Annotated in this window: 23 protein-coding genes and 3 pseudogenes; 18 read left to right on the plus strand and 8 right to left on the minus strand. The window is 64.0% G+C overall.

Going from position 1 to position 26,083, the window contains the following annotated elements:
• Nucleotides 1–57: 57 nt before the first annotated feature.
• A complete protein-coding gene (locus tag BF95_RS02915; RefSeq protein WP_043149229.1) occupies nucleotides 58–2,181 on the minus strand; it encodes a sodium-translocating pyrophosphatase in 2,124 nt (707 codons plus the stop codon).
• Between the two features lie 287 nt (nucleotides 2,182–2,468).
• Here BF95_RS02915 and BF95_RS02920 point away from each other — a divergent pair, with 287 nt between their 5' ends.
• Nucleotides 2,469–3,236: a hypothetical protein gene (locus tag BF95_RS02920; protein WP_043149231.1), complete on the plus strand. Its 768-nt coding sequence runs from the start codon at nucleotides 2,469–2,471 to the stop codon at nucleotides 3,234–3,236.
• A 4-nt stretch (nucleotides 3,237–3,240) separates the two neighbouring features.
• Here BF95_RS02920 and thiL read toward each other — a convergent pair whose 3' ends face one another.
• From thiL to mnmA, 5 genes are all read right to left on the minus strand, one after another.
• Complete coding sequence (gene thiL / locus BF95_RS02925; protein WP_043149233.1) at nucleotides 3,241–4,155, minus strand: thiamine-phosphate kinase; 915 nt, start codon at nucleotides 4,153–4,155, stop codon at nucleotides 3,241–3,243.
• Nucleotides 4,156–4,251: 96 nt separating this feature from the next.
• On the minus strand, nucleotides 4,252–4,698 hold the full coding sequence (nusB, locus tag BF95_RS02930) for a transcription antitermination factor NusB (RefSeq protein WP_043149234.1): 447 nt from the start codon (nucleotides 4,696–4,698) through the stop codon (nucleotides 4,252–4,254).
• A gap of 115 nt (nucleotides 4,699–4,813) precedes the next feature.
• Entirely contained in the window at nucleotides 4,814–6,103 is a 1,290-nt protein-coding gene (hisD, locus tag BF95_RS02935) for a histidinol dehydrogenase (RefSeq protein WP_043149236.1), read from the minus strand.
• A gap of 163 nt (nucleotides 6,104–6,266) precedes the next feature.
• Entirely contained in the window at nucleotides 6,267–6,929 is a 663-nt protein-coding gene (hisG, locus tag BF95_RS02940; RefSeq protein WP_043149238.1) for an ATP phosphoribosyltransferase, read from the minus strand.
• Nucleotides 6,930–7,140: 211 nt separating this feature from the next.
• Nucleotides 7,141–8,247, minus strand: a complete 1,107-nt coding sequence (gene mnmA, locus BF95_RS02945; protein ID WP_043149239.1) for a tRNA 2-thiouridine(34) synthase MnmA — start codon at nucleotides 8,245–8,247, stop codon at nucleotides 7,141–7,143.
• Between the two features lie 197 nt (nucleotides 8,248–8,444).
• Between mnmA and BF95_RS02950 the strand changes: the two genes are divergently transcribed.
• The 3 genes and pseudogenes from BF95_RS02950 (at nucleotide 8,445) to BF95_RS02960 (ending at nucleotide 9,540) form a co-directional block, all read left to right on the plus strand.
• Nucleotides 8,445–8,717, plus strand: a complete 273-nt coding sequence (locus tag BF95_RS02950; RefSeq protein WP_235209530.1) for a hypothetical protein — start codon at nucleotides 8,445–8,447, stop codon at nucleotides 8,715–8,717.
• Between the two features lie 62 nt (nucleotides 8,718–8,779).
• Nucleotides 8,780–9,078: pseudogene (gene sciP, locus BF95_RS02955) on the plus strand (CtrA inhibitor SciP).
• 207 nt (nucleotides 9,079–9,285) lie between these two features.
• Nucleotides 9,286–9,540 carry a GlsB/YeaQ/YmgE family stress response membrane protein gene (locus tag BF95_RS02960; RefSeq protein ID WP_043149280.1) on the plus strand — a complete coding sequence of 85 codons (255 nt, stop codon included), beginning with the start codon at nucleotides 9,286–9,288 and terminating at the stop codon, nucleotides 9,538–9,540.
• 92 nt (nucleotides 9,541–9,632) lie between these two features.
• Here the strand turns inward: BF95_RS02960 and BF95_RS02965 are convergent.
• A pseudogene (locus tag BF95_RS02965) lies at nucleotides 9,633–9,875 on the minus strand (GlsB/YeaQ/YmgE family stress response membrane protein); the annotation flags it as partial.
• Nucleotides 9,876–10,105: 230 nt separating this feature from the next.
• Here BF95_RS02965 and BF95_RS02970 point away from each other — a divergent pair.
• The 9 genes and pseudogenes from BF95_RS02970 to ribH all read left to right on the plus strand — a co-directional run bounded on the left by BF95_RS02970 (nucleotide 10,106) and on the right by ribH (nucleotide 20,675).
• Nucleotides 10,106–11,274: pseudogene (locus BF95_RS02970) on the plus strand (efflux RND transporter periplasmic adaptor subunit).
• A gap of 79 nt (nucleotides 11,275–11,353) precedes the next feature.
• On the plus strand, nucleotides 11,354–14,509 hold the full coding sequence (locus BF95_RS02975) for an efflux RND transporter permease subunit (protein WP_043149240.1): 3,156 nt from the start codon (nucleotides 11,354–11,356) through the stop codon (nucleotides 14,507–14,509).
• A 55-nt stretch (nucleotides 14,510–14,564) separates the two neighbouring features.
• On the plus strand, nucleotides 14,565–15,830 hold the full coding sequence (locus tag BF95_RS02980) for a DUF445 domain-containing protein (RefSeq protein ID WP_043149241.1): 1,266 nt from the start codon (nucleotides 14,565–14,567) through the stop codon (nucleotides 15,828–15,830).
• A 117-nt stretch (nucleotides 15,831–15,947) separates the two neighbouring features.
• Complete coding sequence (locus BF95_RS02985) at nucleotides 15,948–16,667, plus strand: energy transducer TonB (RefSeq protein WP_043149283.1); 720 nt, start codon at nucleotides 15,948–15,950, stop codon at nucleotides 16,665–16,667.
• Between the two features lie 115 nt (nucleotides 16,668–16,782).
• A complete protein-coding gene (locus BF95_RS02990) occupies nucleotides 16,783–17,235 on the plus strand; it encodes a hypothetical protein (protein WP_051519825.1) in 453 nt (150 codons plus the stop codon).
• 2 nt (nucleotides 17,236–17,237) lie between these two features.
• Nucleotides 17,238–18,233 (plus strand): bifunctional diaminohydroxyphosphoribosylaminopyrimidine deaminase/5-amino-6-(5-phosphoribosylamino)uracil reductase RibD, encoded by a 996-nt coding sequence (gene ribD, locus BF95_RS02995; protein WP_268747137.1) that lies wholly within the window; start codon nucleotides 17,238–17,240, stop codon nucleotides 18,231–18,233.
• Nucleotides 18,234–18,271: 38 nt separating this feature from the next.
• A complete protein-coding gene (locus tag BF95_RS03000) occupies nucleotides 18,272–18,880 on the plus strand; it encodes a riboflavin synthase (RefSeq protein WP_043149243.1) in 609 nt (202 codons plus the stop codon).
• A gap of 76 nt (nucleotides 18,881–18,956) precedes the next feature.
• Nucleotides 18,957–20,243 carry a 3,4-dihydroxy-2-butanone-4-phosphate synthase gene (ribB, locus tag BF95_RS03005; RefSeq protein ID WP_043149244.1) on the plus strand — a complete coding sequence of 429 codons (1,287 nt, stop codon included), beginning with the start codon at nucleotides 18,957–18,959 and terminating at the stop codon, nucleotides 20,241–20,243.
• Nucleotides 20,244–20,252: 9 nt separating this feature from the next.
• The gene (gene ribH / locus BF95_RS03010) at nucleotides 20,253–20,675 is read left to right on the plus strand and encodes a 6,7-dimethyl-8-ribityllumazine synthase (RefSeq protein WP_043149246.1); all 423 of its coding nucleotides are present in this window, start codon (nucleotides 20,253–20,255) and stop codon (nucleotides 20,673–20,675) included.
• Between the two features lie 64 nt (nucleotides 20,676–20,739).
• Here ribH and BF95_RS03015 read toward each other — a convergent pair whose 3' ends face one another.
• Complete coding sequence (locus BF95_RS03015) at nucleotides 20,740–21,834, minus strand: alkene reductase (RefSeq protein WP_043149247.1); 1,095 nt, start codon at nucleotides 21,832–21,834, stop codon at nucleotides 20,740–20,742.
• A 71-nt stretch (nucleotides 21,835–21,905) separates the two neighbouring features.
• Here BF95_RS03015 and BF95_RS03020 point away from each other — a divergent pair, with 71 nt between their 5' ends.
• From BF95_RS03020 to ssb, 5 genes are all read left to right on the plus strand, one after another.
• Complete coding sequence (locus tag BF95_RS03020) at nucleotides 21,906–22,787, plus strand: DMT family transporter (protein WP_043149249.1); 882 nt, start codon at nucleotides 21,906–21,908, stop codon at nucleotides 22,785–22,787.
• A gap of 21 nt (nucleotides 22,788–22,808) precedes the next feature.
• Entirely contained in the window at nucleotides 22,809–23,453 is a 645-nt protein-coding gene (locus tag BF95_RS03025; RefSeq protein WP_051519826.1) for a COQ9 family protein, read from the plus strand.
• Nucleotides 23,454–23,533: 80 nt separating this feature from the next.
• Nucleotides 23,534–23,803 carry a FeoA family protein gene (locus BF95_RS03030; RefSeq protein WP_043149252.1) on the plus strand — a complete coding sequence of 90 codons (270 nt, stop codon included), beginning with the start codon at nucleotides 23,534–23,536 and terminating at the stop codon, nucleotides 23,801–23,803.
• Nucleotides 23,800–25,656 (plus strand): ferrous iron transporter B, encoded by a 1,857-nt coding sequence (gene feoB / locus BF95_RS03035; protein ID WP_043149255.1) that lies wholly within the window; start codon nucleotides 23,800–23,802, stop codon nucleotides 25,654–25,656. Before BF95_RS03030 ends, feoB begins: the two co-directional genes overlap by 4 nt.
• 30 nt (nucleotides 25,657–25,686) lie before the next feature.
• A partial coding sequence (gene ssb / locus BF95_RS03040; protein WP_043149257.1) for a single-stranded DNA-binding protein occupies nucleotides 25,687–26,083 on the plus strand: 397 nt, incomplete at its 3' end.

The following is a 26,083-nucleotide window of genomic DNA, read 5'->3' on the forward strand; positions in this document are numbered from 1 at the left end:
GGGGCCGATGCGGCGTCATCTGCTTTTTTGGCGAATGATCAGGTGGTTGGGATGGTCCTATCCCCCATGCGCCAGCGCGGCGAGCAGCAGCAGGGCGACGATGTTGGTGATCTTGATCATCGGGTTGACCGCTGGCCCGGCGGTATCCTTGTAGGGATCACCTACCGTATCGCCGGTTACCGCTGCCTTATGGGCTTCGCTACCCTTGCCGCCATGATGGCCATCCTCGATATATTTCTTCGCATTGTCCCATGCGCCGCCGCCCGATGTCATCGACAGCGCGACGAACAGCCCCGAGACGATGACGCCCAGCAACAGCGCGCCGAGGGCCGCAAAGCCGTTCGACACGCCTGCAACCGCCGAGATGGCGAAATACACGACTATCGGGGCGAGCACCGGCAACAGGCTGGGGACGATCATTTCCTTGATTGCGGCCTTGGTCACCAGATCGACGGTGCGGGCATAATCGGGCTTGCTGGTGCCATCCATGATGCCCTTATTTTCGGCAAATTGCGCGCGGACATCCTTGACCACGTCGCCCGCCGCGCGGCCCACGGCGGTCATTCCCATCGCCCCGAACAGATAGGGCAGCAGCGCGCCCAGCAGCAGGCCGACGATGACATAGGGGTTGGAGAGGCTGAAATCGACCGGCGCGGTAAGGCCGAGCGCGCTGTTATAATATTTCAAATCCTCGGTATAGGCACCGAACAGGACGAGCGCGGCGAGGCCCGCCGAGCCGATGGCATAGCCCTTCGTCACCGCCTTGGTCGTGTTGCCCACCGCGTCCAAGGCGTCGGTCTTAACTCGGACGCTATCATCAAGATGCGCCATTTCGGCGATGCCGCCCGCATTGTCCGTCACCGGGCCATAAGCGTCGAGCGCCACGACCATGCCCGCGAGCGCCAGCATGGCGGTAGCCGCGAAGGCGATGCCGATGAGGCCCGCCAGTTGATGCGCGACGATGATGCCGATGACGATCACCAACGTTGGCAACGCGGTCGATTCCAGGCTGATCGCCAAACCCTGGATGACGTTGGTGCCGTGGCCGGTTTCCGACGCCTTGGCGATGGAGCGGACCGGGCGATAATTGGTGCCGGTATAATATTCGGTGATGACCACCAAAAGGCCGGTGACGGCCAGGCCCACCATCATCGACCAGAACAGCGCCATGCCCGTATAGCCGCCCACGCCATCCAGGTCCGCGCCGAACACCGCGTTCATGTCGCCTAGCGTCCGCCAAGTGACATAATAAATGGCTGGGATGGAGAGCAAAGCGGTGGTCCAAAAGCCCTTATAGAGCGCGCCCATGATCGACTGGCTGGAGCCTAGGCGCACCATATAGGTGCCGATGATCGAGGTGATGATGCATACGCCGCCGACGATCAGCGGCAAGGCCATCAGGTTGAGCAACACCGCATTGTCGAGGCCGGTGACGAGCAGCGCGGTCAGCACCATGGTTGCGCCGATGGTGACGACGTAGGTTTCGAACAGGTCGGCGGCCATGCCTGCGCAATCGCCGACATTGTCGCCGACATTGTCGGCAATGACGGCAGGGTTGCGCGGGTCATCCTCCGGGATTCCGGCTTCGACTTTGCCGACGAGGTCCGCGCCGACATCGGCGGCCTTGGTAAAGATGCCGCCGCCCAGCCGCGCGAAGATGGAAATGAGCGATGCGCCGAACGCCAGCGCGACAAGGCTGTCGATGACGAGCCGGTCGTCGGGCGCATAACCCGATGGGCCGGTGAGATACCAGAAGAAGACGCTGATCGCGAGCAAAGCGAGGCCCGCCACCAGCATGCCGGTGATCGCGCCCGCGCGGAACGCGACCGTCAGCCCGCTCTGCAGTGTGCCGCGACAGGCTTCGGCGGTGCGAACATTGGCGCGAACGGAGATGTTCATGCCGATGAAGCCGGCTGCGCCCGACAGGATCGCGCCGATCAGGAAGGCGATGGCGGATGTGATCCCCAAAAACAGCAGGACCAGCGCGGCAACGACCACGCCGACGATGGCGATGGTGGTATATTGGCGGCCGAGATAGGCTCTTGCCCCCTCCTGAATTGCGCCCGCAATTTCCTGCATGATGGCGTTGCCCGCAGGTTGCCGCAGCACCTGTCGGCTGGTGAACAGGCCATAAAGAATGGCCAACAGGCCACACCCTATGGCGATATAGACGATCTGCATGCGTGTTCCTCTCCCCCTTTTATGGCTGTCATCGGCCGCTCCGCAGGGAATGACGGGCGAACGAAAGGCGCAGGGGCGGGCGGCCGGGCGGGTTGGGTCCGGCATCGGTCACCGCGTCAATCAGCAGTGGGCACACGCACATAAGCGGTCCAAACGGGCTGAGAATAGGGTGAAGGGAAGCTACAGGTCAGGATACCGGCGTCAAGCGGCTTATGTGACATCCATCATCGTTGAAGCGAAGTTGCCAAAAGCGTAAGCTGGCTTCGAAACGATGACGGGGAATCATCATGGCGACAGCCTATGTGCCCTTTCCAACGCTGCGGGACGATCGCTTCTTCCTGATCATGGCGATCATCGTGGCACTGACCAACATTGCTGGTTTTTCACTGCATCTGGCCATGGGGCGATCCACCTTTGCTGCACCATGGACGGTCCATGCCCATGCGGTGATCTTTTTTGGCTGGACCTTTTTCTATGTTGTGCAGTCTGCACTGGTGGCAGGCGGATCAGTCGCCTTGCACCGCCGATTGGGCTGGATCGGTGCAGGCTGGGCGGCAGCCGTCGTGCTGGTGGGCGTTGCCACCACGGTCATGATGGTGCGGCGGGGCACGACCCCTTTTTTCTTTCAGCCCGTATTTTTCCTGTTCATGAATTGCCTGACGGCCTTGTTTTTCGGCGCGCTTGTGACAGCGGCGATCTGGTTGCGGCGGCGGAGCGATTGGCATCGCCGCCTGCTATTGTGCGCGATGGCGATGTTGACCGGGCCAGCTTTTGGCCGGTTGCTGCCGATGCCGTTGATGATCCCCTGGGCGGCGTGGGGCGTATTTCTGGCCATCATGCTGTTTCCGCTTGCCGGAATGATCGCGGACCAGCGTCGCCGAGGTCTCGTGCATCCCGCCTGGTGGTGGGGCACAGGCACGATGTTGGCGGTGCAGATGGCCATGGGCGCGCTGGCGTTCAGTGGGCCGGGGCTGGCACTCTATGACGTAGTCACGCGCGACACGCCCGGTGCAGCGCGGCCACCGCTGGAATTTCCGCCGTTTCCTGGACGCTGATCAGTCAGCCATGTTCCCAGCCGAGCCGGTCGGGTAGCGGCACGATGGTGCCGTCGATCATCAGGGTGAGCCCTGCGCCCGCGCTGACATGGCCGACCGGAATGGCCCGCACCGGGGGGTGCTTGCCACGCGCCATCGTGAAAAGCAGTTCATAATCATCGCCCGCGCGCGCGGCGGCGATCTGAACCGCCGTGCTGGCCCCGCGCGCTTTTTCCAGTGCCGGAGAAAGGGGGATATGGTCGATGGTGACCGCGACACCGCTGGCCTGCCCCATGCGCTGCGCATCGATCAGCAGGCCGTCCGACAGGTCCATCATGGCGCTGGCGTGGTGGGCGAGCAGCGTGCCTTCGGAAAGGCGCGGGCGCGGGCGGCGATAGGCATCGACCAGCGGGCCGGAAGCGGTGGGGTCGGTACGGGCGAGGTCGAGGCCGATGCCCGCATCGCCGACCGAGCCGGTGACGTAGAGGATATCGCCCGGCTGTGCACCGTTCCGGGTGGGGATTGGGCCGGTCGCTTGTCCGATTGCGGTGAGGCTGTAGCTGCGCGCGCTGGCGGTCGGCATGGCGACGGTATCGCCGCCGAGCAGTGGCATGGCGTAGCGGTCGAGCGCTTCGCCCAGCCCCGCGACGAAGGCCGCGTCCCAGGCCTCGTCGCCCGACAACGCATAGTTGAGCAGGCAGCCGATCGGCCGCGCGCCTTTTGCCGCCAGGTCGGACAGGTTCACGGCGGCGAGTTTCCAGCCGACATCGGCGGGCGGATCGGTGGGAAGATAATGCACGCCCTCGACCATCGTATCGCTGGTCAGGATCAGGCGGATGTCGCCGACGGGCAGGATCGCGACATCATCCATCAATCCCTGCGCGGCTGGGTCGTTCGCCAACAGGCGTAGCAGGGTGAGGAAGCGGGATTCCTGGCTCATGCTCCATCCTCCGTTCGCCCTGAGCTTGTCGAAGGGCCGTTCTTCTTTGAAGAAAGTGCAGGGCTTCGACAGGCTCAGCCCGAACGCATGGGGTGGCTATTTCCTTACATCCTTGGCCACGCCGTCAAGCAGGCCGTTGACGAAACCCGATTCGCGCTTGTCGTAAAAGGCGTGGGCAACATCGACATATTCGCTGATGACCGTGCCAGTGCCGACATCGGCGCGGGCGAGCAGTTCATAGGTGCCCGCGCGCAATATCTGGCGCATCGGCTTGTCGAGCCGATCGAGGCTCCAGCCGCTCGACAGGCGGGCGGCGATCAGCGCGTCGATTTCATCGCGGCGCTTGTCCACGCCGGACACGACATCGTCGAAAAACGACTGTTCGGCCGGAGCATAGGTCACATCCTCAATCGTCGCGCCGAGGCGATGGGTGTGAAATTCATGCAGCAGGATGTGGAGCGGCGTGCCCTCCATTTCGAGCTGGTAGAGCGCCTGGACCGCGGCAAGGCGCGCGGCGGAGCGGGATTTGGATCGTTCGTTCATAATCTATTCCTTAGCCGTTCGGGCTGAGCTTGTCGAAGCCCTCCGCTGAGCGAAGCGAAGCGGCTTCGCCTTCGGCTCTGCCCAGCCCTTCGACTTCGCTCAGGGCGAACGGAATTTATGGTAAGCGAAGGGATACGGATGCGGCATGGGCGGGCAAGCCTTCCGCTTCTGCCAGCGCGACCGCCGCAGGGCCGATCGCGCCGATCGACGACTGATCTAGGCTGAGGAAGCTGGTGCGCTTCATGAAATCCAGCACCGACAGCCCCGACGAGAAGCGCGCCCGGCGGCCGGTCGGCAAGACGTGGTTCGGCCCAGCGACATAATCGCCGACCGCTTCGGGCGTCATGCGGCCGAGGAATACCGAGCCCGCATGGCGGACCTTGGCGAACAGCGCATCGGGATCGTCCACCGCCAGTTCGAGATGTTCGGCAGCCAGTCGGTTGACCAGCGGCATCGCCTCTTCAAAATCGCGCACGACGATGATCGCGCCATTGGCGGCCCAGCTTGTGGTCGCCACGGCCTGGGTCGAGAGTAGCGGCAGGCGGCGCTGCACGGCCTGTTCCACCGCATCGGCGAAGGCGGCATCGTCGGTGAAGAGGATGGACTGGCTTGTCGGGTCATGTTCGGACTGGCTTAGCAGGTCGGCGGCGATCCAATCGGGATCATTTTTGGCGTCGGCGACGACCAGGATTTCCGATGGGCCTGCGACCATGTCGATGCCGACCACGCCGTACAATTGCCGCTTGGCCTCGGCGACCCAGGCATTGCCGGGGCCGGTGATGACATCCACGGGCGCGATCCGGTCCGTGCCGTAGGCAAGCGCGGCGACGGCCTGCGCCCCGCCGACGCGCCAGATTTCCTCGATCCCCGCAATCTGCGCGGCGGCGAGGACAAGCGGGTTGATCTCGCCATTGGGGGTTGGTGTGACCATTGCGATGCGCTGCACGCCCGCGACCTTGGCGGGGATGACGTTCATCAGCAGCGAACTGGGATAGGCGGCGCGACCGCCGGGGACGTAAAGCCCCGCTGCATCGACCGCGCTCCAACGCGCGCCGAGGCGCACGCCCGCGCTGTCCACGCCGTCGCTGTCCACCGGACGCTGCTTTTCATGGTAGGTGGTGATGCGCGCGGCGGCGAGTTCGAGCGCGTCGCGCAGGGTGGTGGAAATGCCATCGAGCGCGGCGCGGCATTCGGCAGGCGTGACCGCCCAGCCGCTGACGTTCAGGTCGTGGCGGTCGAAGCGCTGGGTATAGTCCGCCAGCGCTGTATCGCCACCTGCGCGCACGGCCTTGAGGATCGCGGTGACATCGCGCGAGACATCTTCGTCAGCCTCGCGGCGCGCATCGACCAAGGTCGTGAAAGCGGCGGCGAAGTCGGGCGAGGTGGTGGTTAGGCGTTGGGTCATGGTAGGTAAAATCCTCCCCGCACGGGGAGGGGGACCGCTTGCGAAGCAACTGGTGGAGGGGGATTACCCCCCGCCCATGCATCGGCGCTTTGGTCCGGTCGCCGCCCCCTTCGTCAGGGCTTCGCCCTGCCACCTCCCCGTGCCGGGGAGGATAATATTTGGTTCAAGCCGCATCGCGCACCCCCACAGCCTTGCGAAACGCCTCAACCATCGGCGCCAATTCCGCCGAGCGCATCTTGAAGGCGGCGCGGTTGACGATCAGGCGGGCGGAAATCGGCATGATGATGTCGGTTTCGACGAGGCCATTGGCCTTCAGCGTCGCACCCGACGAGACGAGATCGACGATCCGGCGCGACAAGCCGAGCGACGGAGCCAGTTCCATCGCGCCATTGAGCTTAACGCATTCCGCCTGCAGCCCGCGCGCTTCATAATATTGGCGCGTCAGGTGCGGATATTTGGTCGCGACGCGGACATGGCTGATCGCGGCTTCATCTTCGTCGGCGGCGTCGGCGGGCTGGGCAACCGACAGGCGGCAATGGCCTATGTCGAGGTCCACCGGCGCGTAAAGTTCGGAATAGTCGAACTCTTCCACCACGTCCGATCCGACGATGCCGATCTGCGCCGCGCCATGGGCGACGAAGGTGGCGACATCGAACGCGCGCACGCGGATAATCGACACGTCGGGGCGGTTGGTGGCGAAGCGCAGCGCCCGGCTTTTCTTGTCATGAAACTCCGCCTCCGGCTCGATACCGGCTTTGGCGAGCAAGGGCAGCGCTTCATCGAGGATGCGGCCCTTGGGAATGGCGAAGGTGAGGGTGCGAGTCATGACGCGCGGGCCTTAGCCGGGCGCGGGGGGGAGGGCAAGGATTTGGGGGCGACGATAGCAGAGGTTGCAGATGCTCGGCTCTGCGGTAAGCTTGCCTCAAACGGCACCTTTCAACCGTCATCCCGGCGAAAGCCGGGATCCCGCTTCTTCTGTGGCTCACGAAGAAAAGCGGGATGCCGGGTCAAGCCCGGCATGACGGAGTGGGTGGCGGTTAAACCACCTCCGCCATCGCGCTCTGCGTGCTTTCGATCCAGCCGCCGCCTAGCACCTGGTCGCCATCATAGAGTACTGCCGCCTGTCCCGGCGCGACGCCATATTCCGGCGCGTCGAACAAGAGTTGCCCGTCCACCAGCCGCGCGGGCACGGGTTTCGCCATCGATCGTACCTTGGCGGTCAACGGCCCGGCAAAGTCGCGGCCCAGCCAGTTGATGTCGGTGAGGGTCGCGCCTGATACCGCTAGCGCTGCCTTTGGTCCCACCATCACGCGCTTGGCCGACGCATCCAGGCGGATGACGTAGAGCGGATCGGGCTGGCCGCCTATCTCCAGCCCCTTGCGCTGGCCGACGGTGTAATGGATCATCCCCTTGTGCTGGCCCAGCACGCGGCCATCGACATGGACGATGTCGCCGCCCTCATCCGCGTCGGGGCGCAGCTTGCGCACGATCTTGGTATAATCGCCGTCGGGCACGAAGCAGATGTCCTGGCTATCGGGCTTGAGCGCGACAGCCAACCCCAGTTCGGCGGCGATTTCACGGACTATAGGTTTGGGTAATCCACCGAGCGGAAAGCGTAGATAATCAAGCTGCGCCTGTGTGGTGGCGAAGAGGAAATAGCTCTGGTCGCGCGCCGGGTCTGCGGCGCGGTGCAACTCCGCGCCCTGCGGCCCTTCCACCCGACGGACATAATGGCCGGTGGCGAGGCAATCGGCGCCCAGGTCGCGCGCAATCTGGAACAGGTCGGTGAATTTTACCCCCATATTGCATTTCACGCAGGGGATGGGGGTGCGTCCGGCCATATATTCGTCGGCGAAGTCGGCGATGACGGAGTCGCGAAAGCGGCTTTCATAATCGAACACATAATGGGCGATGCCGATACGGTCGGCGACGGCGCGCGCGTCGCGTATGTCCTGCCCCGCGCAACAACTGCCGGTGCGGCCGACCGCCGCGCCATGATCGTAGAGCTGGAGCGTGACGCCGATGACCTCCGCGCCGGTCTTCGCTGCGAGCGCGGCGACGACGGAGGAGTCCACGCCGCCCGACATGGCGACGACGATGCGCCGCGCATCGAGCGGCTGGGTCAACTGAAATTCGGGCTGCATGGCCGCGCCTATACGCCCGCTACGCGTGCCATGCCAGTGGCGAGTGGTGCGACAGGCTGCGCCGGGATGCGACGAAGCGTTGGTCCGAGTTTACGGACCCTTATCCATTGTTCCTTAGGGTGCAGGATATGGACCTTAGTTTCCTTCGGGCAAGCGGGCTTAAACCCGCCCATGCCAGAGCCCTGGACCGACCGCGCATGCCGGTCTGGCCGTTCCTGCGAGCCGCCTGTGCGGCCGCGCAGGCGGCCAGCCCGACGGCGCAGGCGGTGGCGGGCGTCCTGCGGGGGCAGGGCGGGCAAGACGACTGGGTCCAGGAACTGGCGGAAGTTTTTGCGCCACGTTCCGACGGCATGATCGAGGCCGTTCGTCTCGCGGGAAGTTTTAATCCGCTCGTCGCGAGCCGTCTAGCCGGGGGCAAGGAAGATGAAGATGGCGTTTACCGTGGCGCTTTAGCCGATGTTCAGGGCTGAAGCGCAAACAGGGGGCAGCTGTTGAATTTTGCAACATCACATGCCGCAATTTGAGGGTAAGAATGATCGAGAACCAGAAAATCAGCCTGCCCAGGTCGTCGGGCCGCTCGGCGAGCCCCTGACGCTGGATAGCCTGCCGCCTGCGGACACGACGCGGTGGGTGGTGCGGCGCAAGGCCGAGGTGGTCGCTGCCGTCAATGGTGGTCTGCTGAGCGTCGATGAAGCCTGCGCTCGCTATAATCTGACGCTGGAAGAGTTTGCCGGCTGGCAACGCGCGGTCGATCGGTCGGGCATGCACGGGCTGCGCGTCACGCGTATTCAATATTATAAGTCTCTCTACGAGCGGCAGCAGAAATATTGAATCCTCGCCCTATGATGGGACAGGATTGGCAAGGGCCGCCGGGGCATCGCTCCGGCGGCCCTTTTCGCGAGCGCTGTCGGGCGCGCTCCAACGGCGCAAAGCCGCGATGGTTGCAGGGGCGGAATCATTTTTGTGCGATGGAACGAGATGCCTTGTGCCCCGTTGAACAGCTACCAACCGCAGGGGGCGTGGTTCAAGGAGATTATCATGGGCATCATTCTGTGGCTTATCATCGGTGGCGTTGTCGGCTGGCTCGCCAGCATGGTCATGCGCACTGACGCACAGCAGGGCATCCTGCTCAACATCGTGGTCGGCATCGTCGGCGCTTTCATCGGCGGGCTGGTCTTCAGTGGCGGTTCCATCAATGATGGCGTAACGCTTTACAGCTTCCTGGTGTCGCTGGTCGGTGCCATCATTCTGCTGGCGATCATCAACCTGGTGCGTCGCGGATCGGTGCGCTAACGCGCCCATCCAGACCATCTGCCCAAAAGGGCCGCGTTTCTTACGAAGCGCGGCCCTTTTTTTACCTGCCATCGCTTGGTCGGGCGGCTATCGCGACCAGCGAAAAACCGATACAAGATCAAAATGACAATCGCGCCCAACACGGCGGCGATGAACCCGGCGCTTTGGCCTGGCGCATAAAAGCCAGCAAGTCGGCCGAGAAAGCCCGCCAGCAGCGCACCGGCTATGCCCAACAATATGGTGACGATGCAGCCACCCGGATCGCGGCCCGGCATGATCAACTTCGCAAGAGCACCGGCCAGCAGGCCGATGACGATCCATCCCAGCAATTCCATGGCGTGCTCCTCTCCCATTCCCTGCGCCCGCCGACATTGCGTCCAGCCAGACTATTTTGGCAATATGATATAAACATGCAACGAACCGCCACCCCCGATCCACCGTGCCCTTTTCGGACGCATTATCGCTTTGCCCTCGCGCCCAGCGCCGTGATATTGGGGGTTGAGGCAGGTGATATATTCATATAACACAGTCGCTGGATGGCGAAGGCCGGAAAGATGGAATCGGCATGAATTACGAAACCCAGGTCTTGAGCGACTCATCGGTTGTCCTTGGCGACGACGAATCGCGCAGCGACGCAAGAGGCTGTTGATCATGGGCGGCATGATCGCGCTGGTTCTGGTTGCGATAGCCATATGGATGGCCATGCGCGGCGGCGACGCGGCTGCGCCTACCGTAACGGCGCAGGTGCCTGTCGTGACGGTGACCAGCCCCGGTCAATCAACCGTGGCGCACACTGTGACGGCCACGGGGTCGCTCGCGGCGCGCGTTGAAATGCCGGTCGGCGTGATCGGCGAAGGCGGGATGGTCAGCCGCGTGCTGGTGCAGCCGGGCGACTGGGTGCGCGCGGGTCAGTCGCTCGCGACCATCGAGCGATCGGTTCAGGTCGAACAGGTCCGCTCGCTCGCCGCTCAGGTCGAAGTGGCGCGCGCCGATGCCAAGCTGGCGCAGGCGCAGCTCGATCGCGCCAAGGCGCTGGTCGGGCGTGGTTTCATCAGTGCTGCCGACATTGATCAACGCACCGCGACGCGGGATGCGGCGCAGGCGCGCGTCAATGTCGCAGCCGCGCAATTGGCCGAACAACGCGCCCGCACCGGGCGGCTGGACATTCGTGCGCCGGCCAAGGGGCTGATCCTGACCCGCGCGGTCGAACCGGGCCAGATAGTCGGCTCAGGCAGCGGCGTCCTGTTCCGCATGGCCAAGGATGGCGAGATGGAATTGCAGGCGCAGGTGGCCGAAGGCGACCTTGCGACGTTGCGCCCCGGTAACAGTGCGGTGGTGACGCCGATCGGCGGTAAGGAGCAGTTCGCCGGACGCGTGTGGCAAGTGTCTCCGGTGGTCGATCCGACCGCGCGGCAGGGTATCGCGCGCGTTGCCATTCCTTATAATCCCGCGATCCGGCCCGGCGGTTTTGCCGCGGTGACGATCACCAGCGGGTCTGGGACTGCGCCGCTGCTGCCGGAATCGGCGGTGCAGAGCGACCCCAAGGGTAATTATGTCTATGTCGTCAACGGCAAGAATATGGTCGAACGGCGCGACGTGACCGTCGGTCAGGTATCGGATGCAGGTGTTGCGGTGACCGGCGGCATTACGGGCACGGAAAAGATCGTGACATCGGCCGGTGCGTTTCTGACGCCGGGGCAGAAGGTCAAGCCGGAAGCGATCAAGGGCAGTTAGGGCTGGCGGGGCCGCGTCGCGGCCTGCGCTGGATGGATTTGGAAGGGACGGCTATCCGTCCGGCGAGGGAAAGCCCGTCATGAGTTTTCGCAATATATCCGCTTGGGCGATCCGTAATCCGGTGACGCCATTGGTGATGTTCGCCGCCTTGCTGCTGGCGGGGATCGTCAGTTTCACGCGGATGGACGTCAACAATAACCCCGATATCAGCTTTCCGGCAGTCAGTGTGATCGTCAGCCAGCCGGGCGCTGCGCCGACCGAGCTGGAAACACAGGTCACCCAGCGGATCGAGGCGGCGGTTCGCGGCATCAGCGGTGTGGACGAAATCACGTCCTTCGCATCCGAAGGCCAGTCGCTGACCAACGTCCAGTTCCAGATCGGCACCCCGGTCGATCGCGCTGTCAATGACGTCAAAAATGCCGTCGACCAGATCCGCAGCGACCTGCCCGATGGCATTTTGGAGCCGCAGGTCACCCGCATCGACATCGACGGCGGGCCGATCGCCTATTTCAGCGCCGAAGCGACCGACATGACGTTGGAGGAGCTGTCCTGGTATGTCGACAATACGGTCGCCAAGCGTTTATTGTCGGTCAGTGGCATGGCCGCGGTCAATCGCGGCGGCGGCGTCAGCCGGGAAATCCGCGTCATCCTGGACCCTGCCAAGCTCCAGGCGTTCGGCATTACCGCTGCGCAGGTGAACAGCCAGCTTAATCAGGTGAATCTGAACGCCGCAGGAGGCCGCACCGAAATCGCGGGAGCCGAACAGTCGATCCGCGTGCTGGGCAATGCGCGCAATGCCCGCGACCTGGGCGCGACGCAGATCGCCATCACCGGTGGCCGCACCGTCAAGCTGGCCGACATTGCCACCGTGCGCGACATGTATGCCGAACAGCGCAGCCTGGCGTTGATGAACGGGAGGCAGGTGACGAGTTTCAGCCTGGAAAAGGCCAAGGGATCTTCCGACGTCACTGTCTATGACGATGCGATGGTGGAGCTGGACAAGCTGCGCAAGGAAAACCCCAAGGTCGCCTACAAGCAGCTTTATACCAGCGTCGATTATACTAAGGAGCAATATCATTCGGCCATGGCCGCGATGATCGAGGGCGCGGTGCTGGCGGTCGTCATCGTCTTCCTGTTCCTGCGCGATTGGCGGGCGACGATGATATCGGCGTTGGCGATCCCGCTGTCGGCGATCCCGACCTTCTGGTTCATGGACATGATGGGCTTCACGCTCAATGGCATCTCGCTGCTGGCGCTCAGCCTGGTCGCGGGCGTCCTGGTCGATGACGCGATCGTGGAAATCGAAAATATCGTGCGCCATATGCGCATGGGCAAAAGCGCCTATCAGGCGTCGATCGACGCGGCCGACGAGATTGGCCTGGCCGTGTTGGCGACCACCATGGCGATCGTCGCGGTGTTCCTGCCGGTGGCGCTGATGCCAGGCATTTCGGGTCAGTTCTTCATTCAGTTCGGCATGACCGTGGTGGTTGCCGTACTGATGAGCCTGGCTGTCGCGCGTCTGATCACGCCCTTGATCGCGGCCTATTTCCTGAAGGCGCATGGCGAGGAAAGCCATGGCGAAGGCTGGATGATGGACCGCTATATGAGCGTGTTGCGCTGGTCCTTGGACGAACGCGGTGCCATCGCGCATCGCGCGCGCGGCGGCTGGCGGCGGTTCACGGCCATATTCCTTGACCATCGGATGTGGACCGTGGGCTTTGGCGCGCTGGCTTTCATCGCGACGATCATCGCGTTCGCCACGCTGCCCATGACCTTCCAGCCCACGACCAACACCGATTTCAGCCAGGTGAAGATCGAAACCGTGCCGGGCAGCACCCTGGCACAGACGACGGCGATCACGCGCAAGGTCGCGGACATGCTGGCGGCCGATACGAAGGTGGTCGATGCTGCCTTTGCCGATATCGAAACGACCGGTGCCGATATCTTCCTAACGCTCAAGAAGGATCGACCGATGTCTTCGGTCGAATGGGAACGCAAGACTGCGCCCAAATTCCAGACGATCGCGGACGCGCGGGTGAATTTCCAGTCGCAGTCGGGTGGCGGCTTTGGCCGTGATATCATCTTGATGTTCGGATCGGACGATCCGGTGAAGCTGGAACAGGTAGCCAACCAGTTGGTGGCCGAAATGGCGCGTGTCCCCGAACTGCGCGCACCCCGTGTGCAAGGCGATATGCAACGGCCGGAAATCATCATCCGGCCGCGACTCGACCTGGCCGCGAGTCTGGGTGTTACGACAGCGGCGCTCAGCCAGTCGATCCGCATCGCCACGATCGGCGACATTGACCAGAACAGCGCCCGTTTCTCGCTTGCCGACCGGCAGATTCCGATCCGTGTCGCCGTGGCGGAAGAAAGCCGCAAGGATCTCGGCACGATCGAAAATATGCCCGTGCCCACCGTCAATGGCGGATCGGTGCCGCTCAAGGTCGTCGCTGACATCACCTTCGGCGCCGGGCCGACGCAAATCCGCCGCTACAACCAGATCCGTCGCATCGTGGTGGGGGCTGATCTGGCACCGGGCATCGTGACGAGCGAGGCGACCAAAAAGCTGAACGCCCTGCCGCTGATGAAAGCGATCAACGAAGGTCGCGTCCAGGGCGTGCAGAAGATCAGCGCGGGCGACGCCAAATGGCAGGCGGAAATGCTGACCAACTTCGCCATAGCGGTGGCGTCGGGCATCTTGCTCGTGCTGGCGGTGCTGACGCTACTCTACAAACGGATCATGCCACCGTTCGTCAATCTGGGGTCACTGCTGCTCGCGCCGCTGGGTGGTGCGCTCGCCCTGCATGTTGCAGGCCAGCCCTTGTCGATGCCGGTGTTCATCGGTCTGCTGATGCTGCTTGGCATCGTCGCCAAAAACTCGATCTTGGTCATCGACTTCGCGCTGGAGGAAATGGACAAAGGTGTGCCCAAGTTCGAGGCGATCGTGGACGCCGGGCATAAGCGCGCGCAGCCGATCGTGATGACGACGGTGGCGATGGTGGCGGGGATGGTGCCGACTGCTCTGTCGCTGTCGGGCGATGGAGCCTGGCGCGCGCCGATGGGCATCACCGTGATCGGCGGCCTGCTGTTGTCGACCGTGCTGACGCTGGTGATCGTGCCTGCGACCTTCAGCCTGGCCGTCGCGCTCGAAAGCTGGGTCGGGCCGCGCCTGAGCCGGGGGTTGATGACCTACAAGAAGGGTGATGACAAGGGAGTGGCCCTGCCCGCCGAATAGGCGGGCGGATTAGGGCTTTGCCTGAACGAAACGGCGGCGTAACCGTTAAGCAGCCATGACATTGCTTCGCGCCTCCCGGTCGACCGGTGACACCCTGCCCAATCCCGCACGGCGCATGCGGATGTTCGCGACCGCCATGCTGCTGGTCATGGCGGCGATATTCATCGTGGCGCGGGCGACGGTCCATATCCATCCCGCCATCGGCTTCGTGCAGGCCTTTGCCGAAGCGGCGATGGTCGGCGGTCTGGCCGACTGGTTCGCGGTGACGGCGCTATTTCGTCATCCGCTGGGCCTGCCCATCCCCCACACCGCCATCATTCCGCGCAACAAGGACCGGATCGGCGATACGCTGGCGGTCTTCCTGCGCGATAACTTCCTCACCCCTGCGGTCGTCGCACGGCGGATGCGGACGATGGATGTGGCATCGGCGGCAGGCCGCTTCCTCGCCAGTCCCTCTGCGGGTGACGGACGCTTGCGCGCGGGTGCCTCGCGCCTGATCGCCGACATGCTCGAAGCGCTGGACCAGGAACGACTGGGCGGCATGGTTAAGGGCGCGATCGGCCAGCGGCTGCGCGGTATCAATGTCGGCCCGCTGATCGGTCAGGCGATCGAGGCGGCGATGCGCGACGGCCGCCACACGCCGGTCATGGACGGCATCATCCACTGGGCCGACAAGACGCTGGAAGCCAATGACCACCTGATCCGCCAGATGGTGCATGACAAGGCGGGTTCGGTGCTGCGCTGGACCGGGCTGGACGAAAATCTGGCCAATGCGATCATCGACGGACTGCGCAAGATGCTTGCCGAAATGGCGGACGATCCGGGCCACGACTTGCGATTGAAGGCGGAGGAGGGGATGGCGAAACTGGCCTTCGACCTGCAATTTGACCTGGAAACGCAGGCCAAGGCAGCGAAGATTCGCGACGAGATACTCGACAATCCCGCCATGCAGCGCTGGATCGACGGGCTGTGGGAGCAGGCGCGGGGCGGGTTGCTGCGCGCGGTGCGTGATCCCGGCAAGGCGATGGCCGGGCGGCTGGGGGAGGCGCTACGCCAGCTGGGCGGCACCTTGCAGGAGGATGCACGGCTGCGGCTGGTCATCAATCGCTTCGTGCGGCGCGGGGCCGTGGGTGCGACCGCGACCTATGGCGATGCGATCGTGCGGCTGGTCAGCGACACGGTGCGCGGCTGGGACGCGGGCACCATCACCAACCGCCTGGAAGGCGCGGTTGGCCGCGACCTGCAATATATCCGCATCAACGGCACGCTGGTCGGCGGCCTGGTCGGGCTGATCCTGCATGCCATCGACATGGCATTTTAACGCGTCCCAACAGCTTCTCCAGCGACTCAATAAAATAATGTTGCAACATATCATAGAAATATGATGTAACATTGCATGATCCGTCCAAAGGCGGGCGGTGAGGAGAGGAGTCGAGCGATGCGCAAATTGGCGATTCAAGCGACGGGCAACCAACGAACAGAGGCGGCAATGGCCGCGCCTTCAGGCTATCAGGGCGGCAAGGGGTCGCCGTTCGGCATCGGTGGCGCAATTGCGGTCCATGTGCTGGCGATCGGTGTCTGGCTGATGATCCCGCAGGAGATGATCAACGAGGTGTTCACGCCGCCGCCGCTGATTACCACCAACGTTCCGCTGGCCGATCCGCCCCCGCCCGAACAGACCGAGCCGACGACCACAAAGCGAGTGCCGACCCGGCAGACAGAGCAGCGCCCGACCGCAGTCGATCCGATCGTGCCGTTGAGCCAGGGCGATTCCATCCTTACCGGCGGCACTGGATCGGGCGATAGCATCGATCCCGGCCCCGCCACCGCCATCATCCTGCCGCCCGCCGACCCGCCGCGCGAGCCTGTGATGGTCGAGGCGGCGATCGACCCACGCGCGCTCCCGGCATTCCAGCCCGACTATCCCGGCGCGATGATCCGCCAGGGAATGGAGGGCAGCGTGACGGTGCGGGTCACGATCAATGCGCAGGGCCGTGTGACCAATATTGCCCGCATTGCCGCCAGCGATGAGAGTTTCTGGCTTGCGACGGAGCGGCACGCGCTGCGCAAATGGCGCTTCCGTCCGGCGACGCGCGATGGCGTGGCGGTGGCGACGACCAAGGTGTTGACCGTGCGGTTCACGCTGACGGATCGATAGAGGCTGCGGCTACGGGCTTGCGCCTCCTCCTGTAGGTTCGACCGACAGGAGGAGGCGGGTCCATTTTTCGTTCCGCATGATCGAGCCTTTTGCATCCTGGTGCAGGCTGGCCTATATGGACGATATGGCGATATTTCCCCGTCCCGTTTCCCCCAAAAGAGCAGCCAATGATCTGTGGGGCTATTTTCGCGAAAACCGGCCGCATAAATGGCCGTTGCTGGGTCTGTCGGCCGCGATCACCTATGTCATCATCTGGGCGTTCATTGTTGATGGCAACACTAACACGATGCCGACCCGCAACAAGATCATCTATGTCAAAAGCTGGGACGCCAACCGGTCTGACGCGGCCGTGATCCTGCAGCAGAAGATGGACATCGCCCGCTATGAAGTGGCGCTTTCGCGCAGTCAGAAGGACATGCAGAAGGTCGCGGACATGGTCGGAATCGAATGGCGCGAGGACGCCGCGCGCAACAGCGCCAAGCGCAAGGAAGCGCTGACGCGGATCAACGCGATGCTGGACGAACGGCTGGCCAAGGCCAAGCAAGCTGAAGAAGCGCAACAGCCCTGACCGTGCCCGTGCCGATAGCCGATCCGGCGACTGACCGGCGCTTCATGGCCGCCGCCATCGCACTCTCGCGGCGCGGACGCGGGCTTTCCACCCCCAATCCCAATGTCGGCTGCATTATCGTGCGGGACGGCCAGGTCGTCGGGCGCGGCTGGACGCAGAAGGGCGGGCGGCCCCATGCCGAGGCGCAGGCGCTGGAACAGGCGCTCGACCGGGCGCATGGCGCTTGCTGCTATGTAACGCTGGAACCCTGTTTTCATCTGTCCCCGCGCGGGCCGCGCTGCGCCGACCTGCTGGCACGCGCAGGCGTGGCGCGCGTGGTGATCGCGCTGCGCGATCCCGATCCGCGCACTGATGGACAGGGGGCGGCCTGGTTGCGCGAACGGGGCATCGCGGTCGAAATGGGCCTGATGGCAGAAGAAGCCGCGCGGGCTATGGCGGGGTTCGTGTTGGGCCAAACACTGGGGCGGCCGCATGTGACGCTCAAGCTTGGCCTCTCGCTGGACGGGCAAATCGCACTGGCCGATGGTTCCAGCCGATGGATCACGGGGCCGCAAGCCCGCGCCCACGCGCATATGGAGCGGGCGCGGCATGATGCGATTTTGGTGGGCGGCGGCACGCTGCGGGCGGACGCGCCGAAACTGGATGTGCGGATGGCGGGCCTGGCGGATCGGTCGCCGCGCCGGGTGTTGCTGAGCCGGGGTGAAGCGCCGGAGGGTTGGGAACGGGTCGGCGCGCCAGAAGAGATTGCGGCGCTCGACCGGGTCGACCATCTGCTGGTCGAGGGCGGCGCGGGGACGGCAGCGGCCTTCCTGCGCGCCGACCTGGTCGATCGGCTGCTGCTCTATCGTGCGCCCATCCTCATTGGCAACGGTCTGGCGAGCGTCGGCGACATCGGACTGAGCGATTTGAACCAGGCGCATGGCCGCTGGCGGTTGATCGACGAGCGGCGACTGGGCGCTGACGGACTTGAGGTTTACGAGGTGGTTCGGAGCGCTTAGAGGCCAAGGCACAGGCCTTAATAGATGGATCAGGACGCATGTTCACCGGCATCATCACCGACATCGGCACTATCCGCAGCGCGGAGCAGCGCGGCGACCTGCGGCTGGTCATCGGCAGCGGCTATGCCATGGACAGCGTGGCGATCGGCGCGTCGATCGCCTGTTCGGGCGCATGCCTGACGGTGGTGGAGAAGGGGCCGGACTGGTTCGCGGTCGACCTGTCGGCTGAGACGGTAGCGCGCACCGCGCCCGGCTTGTGGGCGCAAGGGGGGCGGCTGAACCTCGAACGCGCGCTCAAGGTCGGCGACGAACTGGGCGGGCATATCGTCACGGGCCATGTCGATGGCGTGGGCCATCTGGTGTCGGCGACGCCCGAAGGCGATTCGATGCGCTTGGTCATCGCCGCGCCCGCCACATTGGCGGCTGCCCTGGCGGCCAAGGGGTCGATCACGCTCGACGGCATTTCGCTGACCGTGAACAGCGTCGAAGACCAGGCGGATGGCAGCGTCCATTTCGGCCTCAACATCATTCCGCACACCGCCGCGCAAACCACGCTCGACTCTCTGGTCGAAGGGCGCAGCTTCAATCTGGAGATCGACGTGCTGGCGCGCTATCTCGATCGGATGCAAAGCTTCGTAATCGCGTAATGTGATTGTGACTTGTAATAATCACATTGCAATGTGATATACCGCTCTAGTCCTTTCCAGGCAGGAGTCGTTTTCCATGTCGTCCGCACTTCTCGATACCGTTCGCCGTCTCGTCACCGACGGCGGCATGTCCCGTTCCGGCCTGGCCCGCGCCGCCGGTCTCCACGCCAATTCCTTGCGCAAGCTGGGTGAGGGCGATTGGAACCCGACCGCCGACACGCTGGGCAAGCTGGAAGCCTATCTGCTGAAACGCGAGGGCGGCACCGCGCTCGCCTCGCCGGAAGAGATCATCAACGAAGCCCGCAATGGCCGCATGTTCATCCTGGTAGATGACGAGGATCGCGAAAATGAGGGCGATCTGGTCATTCCCGCGCAAATGGCGACGCCCGACGCGATCAATTTCATGGCCACCCATGGGCGCGGCCTGATCTGCCTGGCGCTGACCAAGACGCGGGTCGAGGAACTGGGCCTCAGCCTCATGAGCCGCAACAATGGCACCCGCCACGAAACCGCCTTCACCGTATCGATCGAAGCGCGCGAAGGCGTGACCACCGGCATCAGCGCCGCCGACCGCGCACGCACCGTATCGGTCGCGATCGACGGGTCGAAGGGCAAGGCAGACATCGTGACGCCGGGCCATGTCTTTCCGCTGGTGGCCAAGGATGGCGGCGTGCTGGTCCGCACCGGCCATACTGAAGCGGCCGTTGACGTCGCGCGACTGGCGGGCCTCAATCCATCGGGCGTCATCTGCGAAGTGATGAAGGACGATGGCACCATGGCGCGCCTCGACGACCTCATCCCCTTCGCCCAGAAGCATAAGATGAAGATCGGCACGATCCGCGACTTGATCGCCTATCGCCGCCGCCATGACCATATGGTGGAGCGTCGCGCGGAAGCGAATTTCACCAGCAAATGGGGTGGCGCATGGAAGGCGATCACTTTCTACAACAAGGCGACCCATACCGAGCAGATCGTGCTGCAAAAGGGCAAGGTCGATCCCGACGAGCCGACGTTGGTGCGGATGCATCAATTGTCGCCGCTGTGCGATATGTTCGGCATGGAAGGACCGCGCGGCGCATTGCTGGCCAAATCGATGGAGATCATCGGACGCGCGGGCAGCGGCATCGTGGTCATTCTGGCGGGCCGGACCGAAGAGAACGACCTGCTCAGCCGCCTGCTCCAGCATCAGGCCGGATCGCTTACCAGCGGCATGGATGAACTGCGCGACTATGGCGTGGGCGCGCAGATCCTGGCGGATCTTGGCGTGCATGACATGGTATTGCTGTCCAACAGTCAGCATAGCCTGGTCGCGCTGGACGGTTATGACCTGGCCGTCGTCGGTCATAAGCCCATCGAACTATAAGGATTTATCATGGCCAAATTCCTGATCGTCGAAGCCCGCTTCTACGACCATCTCAACGACCTGCTGATCGAGGGTGCGACCGCCGCGCTCGATGACGAGGGGCATAAATATGAGGTGGTGACGGTGCCGGGCGCGCTGGAGATTCCAGGCGCGGTGGCGCTGGCGGCGGAAACGGGGCGCTATGACGGCTTCATCGCCATCGGCGTGGTGATCCGCGGCGAAACCTATCATTTCGAAGTCGTGTCGAACGAAAGCGCGCGCGGCCTGATGGCCTTGTCGATGGACGGTATCCCGATCGGCAACGGCATATTGACCGTGGAAAATGAGGCGCAGGCTTTGACCCGCGCCAAGATGACGGAAAAGGACAAGGGCGGCGAGGCGGCCAAGGCAGCGATCGCCATGCTCGGCCTGCGCCAGAAGTTCGCGATCTAAGTTCGCGATCTGAAAATATGATAGTCGGCCGGAGGGGGAGACGTTCCGGCCGACTATGACCCGATCAGGCGGTGGGAGCGACCGCCTCCAGCGTCGGGTAGTCGGTATAGCCAGCCTCGCCGGGACCATACCAGGTCGGCATAGGCTGTAGCGGGTTCAGCGGCGCATCGTCGCGCAGACGCTCGACCAGATCGGGATTGGCCATGAAGGGACGACCAAAGCTGATCGCATCGGCAAGGCCGCTGTCGAGATCGGCCTGCGCCCGATCCTTGTCATAATCGCTGTTCAGGATCAGCGGCCCCTTGAAATGCTGACGGATCAGCGGCGACTGGCGTGGCACGTCCGTAGAGCCGAAGGTGCCGTTCGGTCCCGGCTCGCGCAGTTCAAGCGAGGCGATGCCGATCGCATTCAGGACATCGGCCGCATAAGCGAACAATGGTGCCGGGTCGCTATCGTTCACGCCCTGGCTATCGCCATTGGGGGACAGGCGTACCGACACCCTGTCCGCGCCGATCGCATCGACCACTGCCTGGGTGACTTCGCGCAGTAAGCGAACGCGGTTCTCGACGCTACCGCCATAATCATCATCGCGGAAATTGGCATTGTCGCGCAGGAACTGGTCGATCAGATAGCCGTTCGCGGCATGGATCTGCACCCCGTCAAACCCGGCGCGAATCGCGTTATGGGCAGCACGGACATAGGTTTCGATCAGCGCGGGAATTTCCTCGATGGCCAGCGGCCGGGCTGTCTCGAACGGCTTCTTGCCTTCATAGGTGTGGGCATCGCCAGCGGTCGCGGTGGCGCTGGACGATACGGGCTGTTCGCCGGTCACGCTCGAATGGACCTGCCGCCCCATATGCCAGAGCTGGACGATGATCCGTCCGCCTGCATCATGCACGGCCTGCGTAACGGGCTGCCAAGCCGTCACCTGCTCGTCGGACCAGATGCCGGGGGCAAAGGGCCAGCCAAGACCCTGGCGCGAAACACCGGTGGCTTCGCTGATGATCAGGCCCGCTCCTGCGCGCTGACGATAATAGTCCACCATGATGGGGGTGGGCACATGGTCGCGGGTGGCACGGCCACGGGTGAGCGGTGCCATCAGGATACGACTAGGTGCGTCAATCGCGCCGATCTGAATAGGGTCGAACAGGCTGGTCATGGAATCTCCCGAACTTTCAAGGTTGCAATTTGCAACGGGACTTGGGTGTGAAAGCCAGCTAGGGAGCCGCGATGGCCAGTTCAACCCCCACACCCCCGATGAACATACCGCGCCTCGCCTTTCCGGCGCTGATCCTGGCCAACATCATGCTGTCGCTCGGCCCGGTAATGGTGCGGTTGGCCGATGTCGGCCCGGTGGCGGCGGCCTTCTGGCGGCTAACGCTGGCGCTGCCCGTTCTTTTGTTGTTGGCGATCCCGCGTCTGAAACGTACCCCGCCGACGCGCGGCGAATGGGGCGTGATGCTGTTGGCGGGGGTGGTGTTTGCGGGCGATCTGGCCGCTTGGCATCTGGGCATCATCCATACCAAAGTCGCCAACGCGACCCTCTTCGGCAATATGAGCGCGCTGCTGCTCCCGGCCTGGGCGCTGCTGGTGCTGCGCCAGCGGCCAACTAGGATCCAGGCGATCGCGCTGTTGCTGGCGGGCGTGGGCGCGCTAGTGTTGATGGGGGGCAGCTACGACCTCTCGCCGGTCAACCTGCGCGGCGATCTGCTCTGCCTGCTCGCGGGCATCCTTTACACCGCCTATATCCTGATCATCCAGCGCGCGCGCGGGCGGCTCGACAGCTGGTCGGTGCTGGCGGTGTCGAGCGTGGCGAGCGCGCCGACCCTGCTTCTCTGCGCGCTGTGGTTGGGCGAACGCATCATGCCCGGCAACTGGACCCCGCTGCTGATCCTCGCTCTGTCCAGCCAGTTGATCGGGCAGGGGCTGCTCACCTACGCGATCGGCTGGTTTTCGCCGCTGATATTGGGGTTGAGCCTGTTGCTGCAACCCGCCGTGTCGGTGCTGCTGGGCTGGGTGATGTTCGGCGAATGGCTCAGCATCACCGACATGGTAGGAACGGTTGCAGTTGGCGCGGCGCTGGTGCTTGTGCGACTGCCTGCGCGCGCCTAGATTGGGAGCATGACCCAGGACATGACCCTCGACGAAATCCGCGATCTTCTGGCCCCTGTGCTGGCCCGCCACGCCGCCTTCGACGGATGGCGCAAGGAGGCCGTGATGATGGCGGCGGCGGAAAAGGGCGTGGATGCGGATATCGCCGCGCTCGCCTTCGCCGACGGCCCGGTCGACATGATCGACGCCTGGTTCGCCAGCATCGATGCGGCGATGCTCGATGCGCTGCCGCCCGAAACGCTGGACGCGCTGTCGATCCGCAAGAAGATCATCGCACTGGTCGAAGCACGGCTGGCCCTGGTCGCGCCCGATCGCGAGGCGCTGCGCCGGGCGCTGGCGATCCTCGCCATGCCGACCAACGCCGCGCGGGCCGCCCGCCTGGGCTGGCGCGCGGCCGATGCCATGTGGCGCGCAGCGGGCGATACCAGCACGGACCTTGCCCATTATACCAAGCGGATGACGCTGGCCGGCGTCTATGCCGCCACGCTGCTGGTGTTCGTCGATGACGCCAGTGACGGCCATGCCGACAGCCGCGCCTTCCTCGCCCGGCGGATCGAAGGCGTGATGCGCTTTGAAAAGCTCAAGGCCAAGATAAAAGGCGTCGGCGGTGGCGAACGGCTCAGCCTCGCGCGCTTCGTCGGGCGGCTGCGTTACCCCGCGATCTAAGCCACGCGCGATTCGCGCTGGCCTTTCCCAATCGGTATTGATAGTCACTCGCAGCAATCCTGCTGAGAGTATCCATTACCGTGCGCCTGACCGACCTGCCGCTGCGCCAGCCTGCTTATGTTGACCTGATCGACTGGTCCGCCCTGTCGCCTTCCGAAGGCCAGCGTCTGCGCGAGTTCGGCCTGTGCGAAGGCGCGAGTGTCGAGGCACTGCACCGGGGCGGCATTTTCGGGCGTGGACCGATCGCCTGCAAGGTCGGTCGCATGACCATCGCCATGCGTCGCAGCCATGCCGCTGCGGTCACGGTCCGTACCGGCCCGGACAGTCTCGATCAGGACATGGCCGCATGAGCGCGCTGCCGCTGGTCGCGCTGGTCGGCAACCCCAATGCGGGCAAAAGCGCGCTGTTCAATGCGCTGACCGGCGCGCGGCAGAAGCTGGGCAATTATCCTGGTGTCACCGTGGAGCGCAAGGCGGGCCGTCTTTCGCTCAGCGATGGTCGCCCGATCGAACTGGTCGATCTGCCCGGCACCTACAGCCTTGATCCCGGCAGCCCCGACGAACAGGTGACCCGCGATGTGGTCATGGGCAAGCAGGTGGGCGAAAAACGCCCCGACGCGCTGGTGATCGTGGTCGATGCCACCAATCTCGACAATCATCTGCGGTTCGCGCTGGAGCTGATCGCGCTCGGCCTGCCGACGATCGTGGCGCTGAATATGGTCGATCTCGCCACCCGCGACGGGTTGGAACTGGATGCGGCGACCCTGTCGCGCGAACTGGGCGTGCCCGTGATCGCCACCGTCGCAGTGCGCAAGCGCGGGCTCGATCATCTGCGTGAAGCGCTAGGCGAGATGCTGGGCGAAGGCCGCGCGGTGCGTGCCGCAGCACCCGACCGCGATTTCGACACGTTGCGCGCCGAAGCGCGGCGCATCGCCCGCGCCGGGATCGTGCGCGAAACCCCCTCGCGTCGCCTCACAGCGGCGGTCGATCGGGTCGCGCTGCATCCGGTCTTCGGCCTGATACTGCTGCTCGCCTTGCTGTTCGTGATGTTCCAGGCGGTCTATGCCTGGTCCGAAGCGCCGATCGCAATGATTGAGGGAGTAGCGGAGGCCGCCGCCAGCGCCGTGCGCGACGCGCTACCAGATGGCATCATCCGCTCCTTCCTGGTCGATGGCGTCATCAATGGCGTCGGATCGGTGGTGGTGTTCCTGCCGCAGATTCTCATCCTCTTCTTCTTCATCCTGATGCTGGAGGCGACCGGCTATATGGTCCGCGCCGCCTTCCTGATGGATGGCATCATGGCCAGGGTCGGGCTGTCGGGCCGCGCCTTCATTCCCCTGCTCTCCTCCTTCGCCTGTGCGATTCCCGGCATCATGGCGACGCGGACGATCGCCGACCCGCGCGATCGGCTGACGACGATCCTCATCGCGCCGCTGATGACCTGTTCAGCGCGTCTGCCGGTCTATGCCGTGATCATCGGGGCCTTCATCCCCGCGCGCGACGTGCTGCCGGGCGTGGGGTTGCAGGGCTTCGTCCTCTTCTGCCTCTATGTCGCCGGGATCATCGGCGCGATGCTGGTGGCGCTGATCCTGCGGATGACCGTGACCAAGGGCGCAAGCGGCGGCTTTCTGATGGAAATGCCCAAATATCAATGGCCGCGCGCGCAGGATATCCTGCTTGGCCTATGGCAGCGGGCGATGACGTTCCTCAAGCGCGCGGGCACGATCATCTTCGCCTCCACCGTAATCCTCTGGTTGCTGCTGTCCTTCCCCAAAGTGCCGGACGGCAGTGCGGTCAGCCAGGTCGATCACTCGATCGCCGGGCGCATCGCCAGCGGCCTGAATGTCGTGCTGGAACCGATCGGCTTCAACCGCGACATTTCGCTGGCATTGATCCCGGCCATGGCAGCGCGCGAAGTCGCCGTCTCGGCGCTCGCCACCGTCTATTCGATCGAGGCCGGCGATGACGAAGCGCTGTTGGAAAAAAGCCTGGGTGACCGATTGAAGGACCAGTGGCCGCTGCCCACCGCATTGGCCTTCCTTGCCTGGTTCATCTTCGCGCCGCAGTGCATTTCGACGATTGCGGTCACGCGACGCGAGACCAATGGCTGGAAATGGCCCTTATTCATGCTCGGCTATTTGTTTGCGCTTGCCTATGTCGCGGCGGGCGTCACCTACTGGACCGCGACCGCAGCGGGACTATAAGGGGCCGCTTTCAAGGCATTCGGAGGAATCATGGCAGGGTCTGTCAACAAGGTCATTCTGGTCGGCAATCTGGGCGCGGACCCGGAGGTCAAAAGCTTCCAGAATGGCGGCAAGGTGTGCAACCTGCGCATCGCCACGTCCGAAAGCTGGAAGGACCGGATGACCGGAGAGAAGAAGGAGCGTACCGAATGGCACACGGTCGCAATTTTCTCCGAGGGTCTGGTGGGCGTTGCCGAACGCTTCCTGCGCAAGGGCAGCAAGGTGTATATCGAAGGCCAGTTGCGCACCCGCAAATGGCAGGACCAGTCGGGTAACGACCGCTATTCCACTGAAGTCGTGCTTCAGGGTTTGGGCTCGGTACTCACGATGCTGGATGGCGCGCCGGGCGGCGGCGGCGGTCAGGGTGGCGGCTATGGCGGTGGCGGCG

The sequence above is a fragment of the Sphingobium sp. Ant17 genome (assembly GCF_000588875.1).
Taxonomy (GTDB): domain Bacteria; phylum Pseudomonadota; class Alphaproteobacteria; order Sphingomonadales; family Sphingomonadaceae; genus Sphingobium.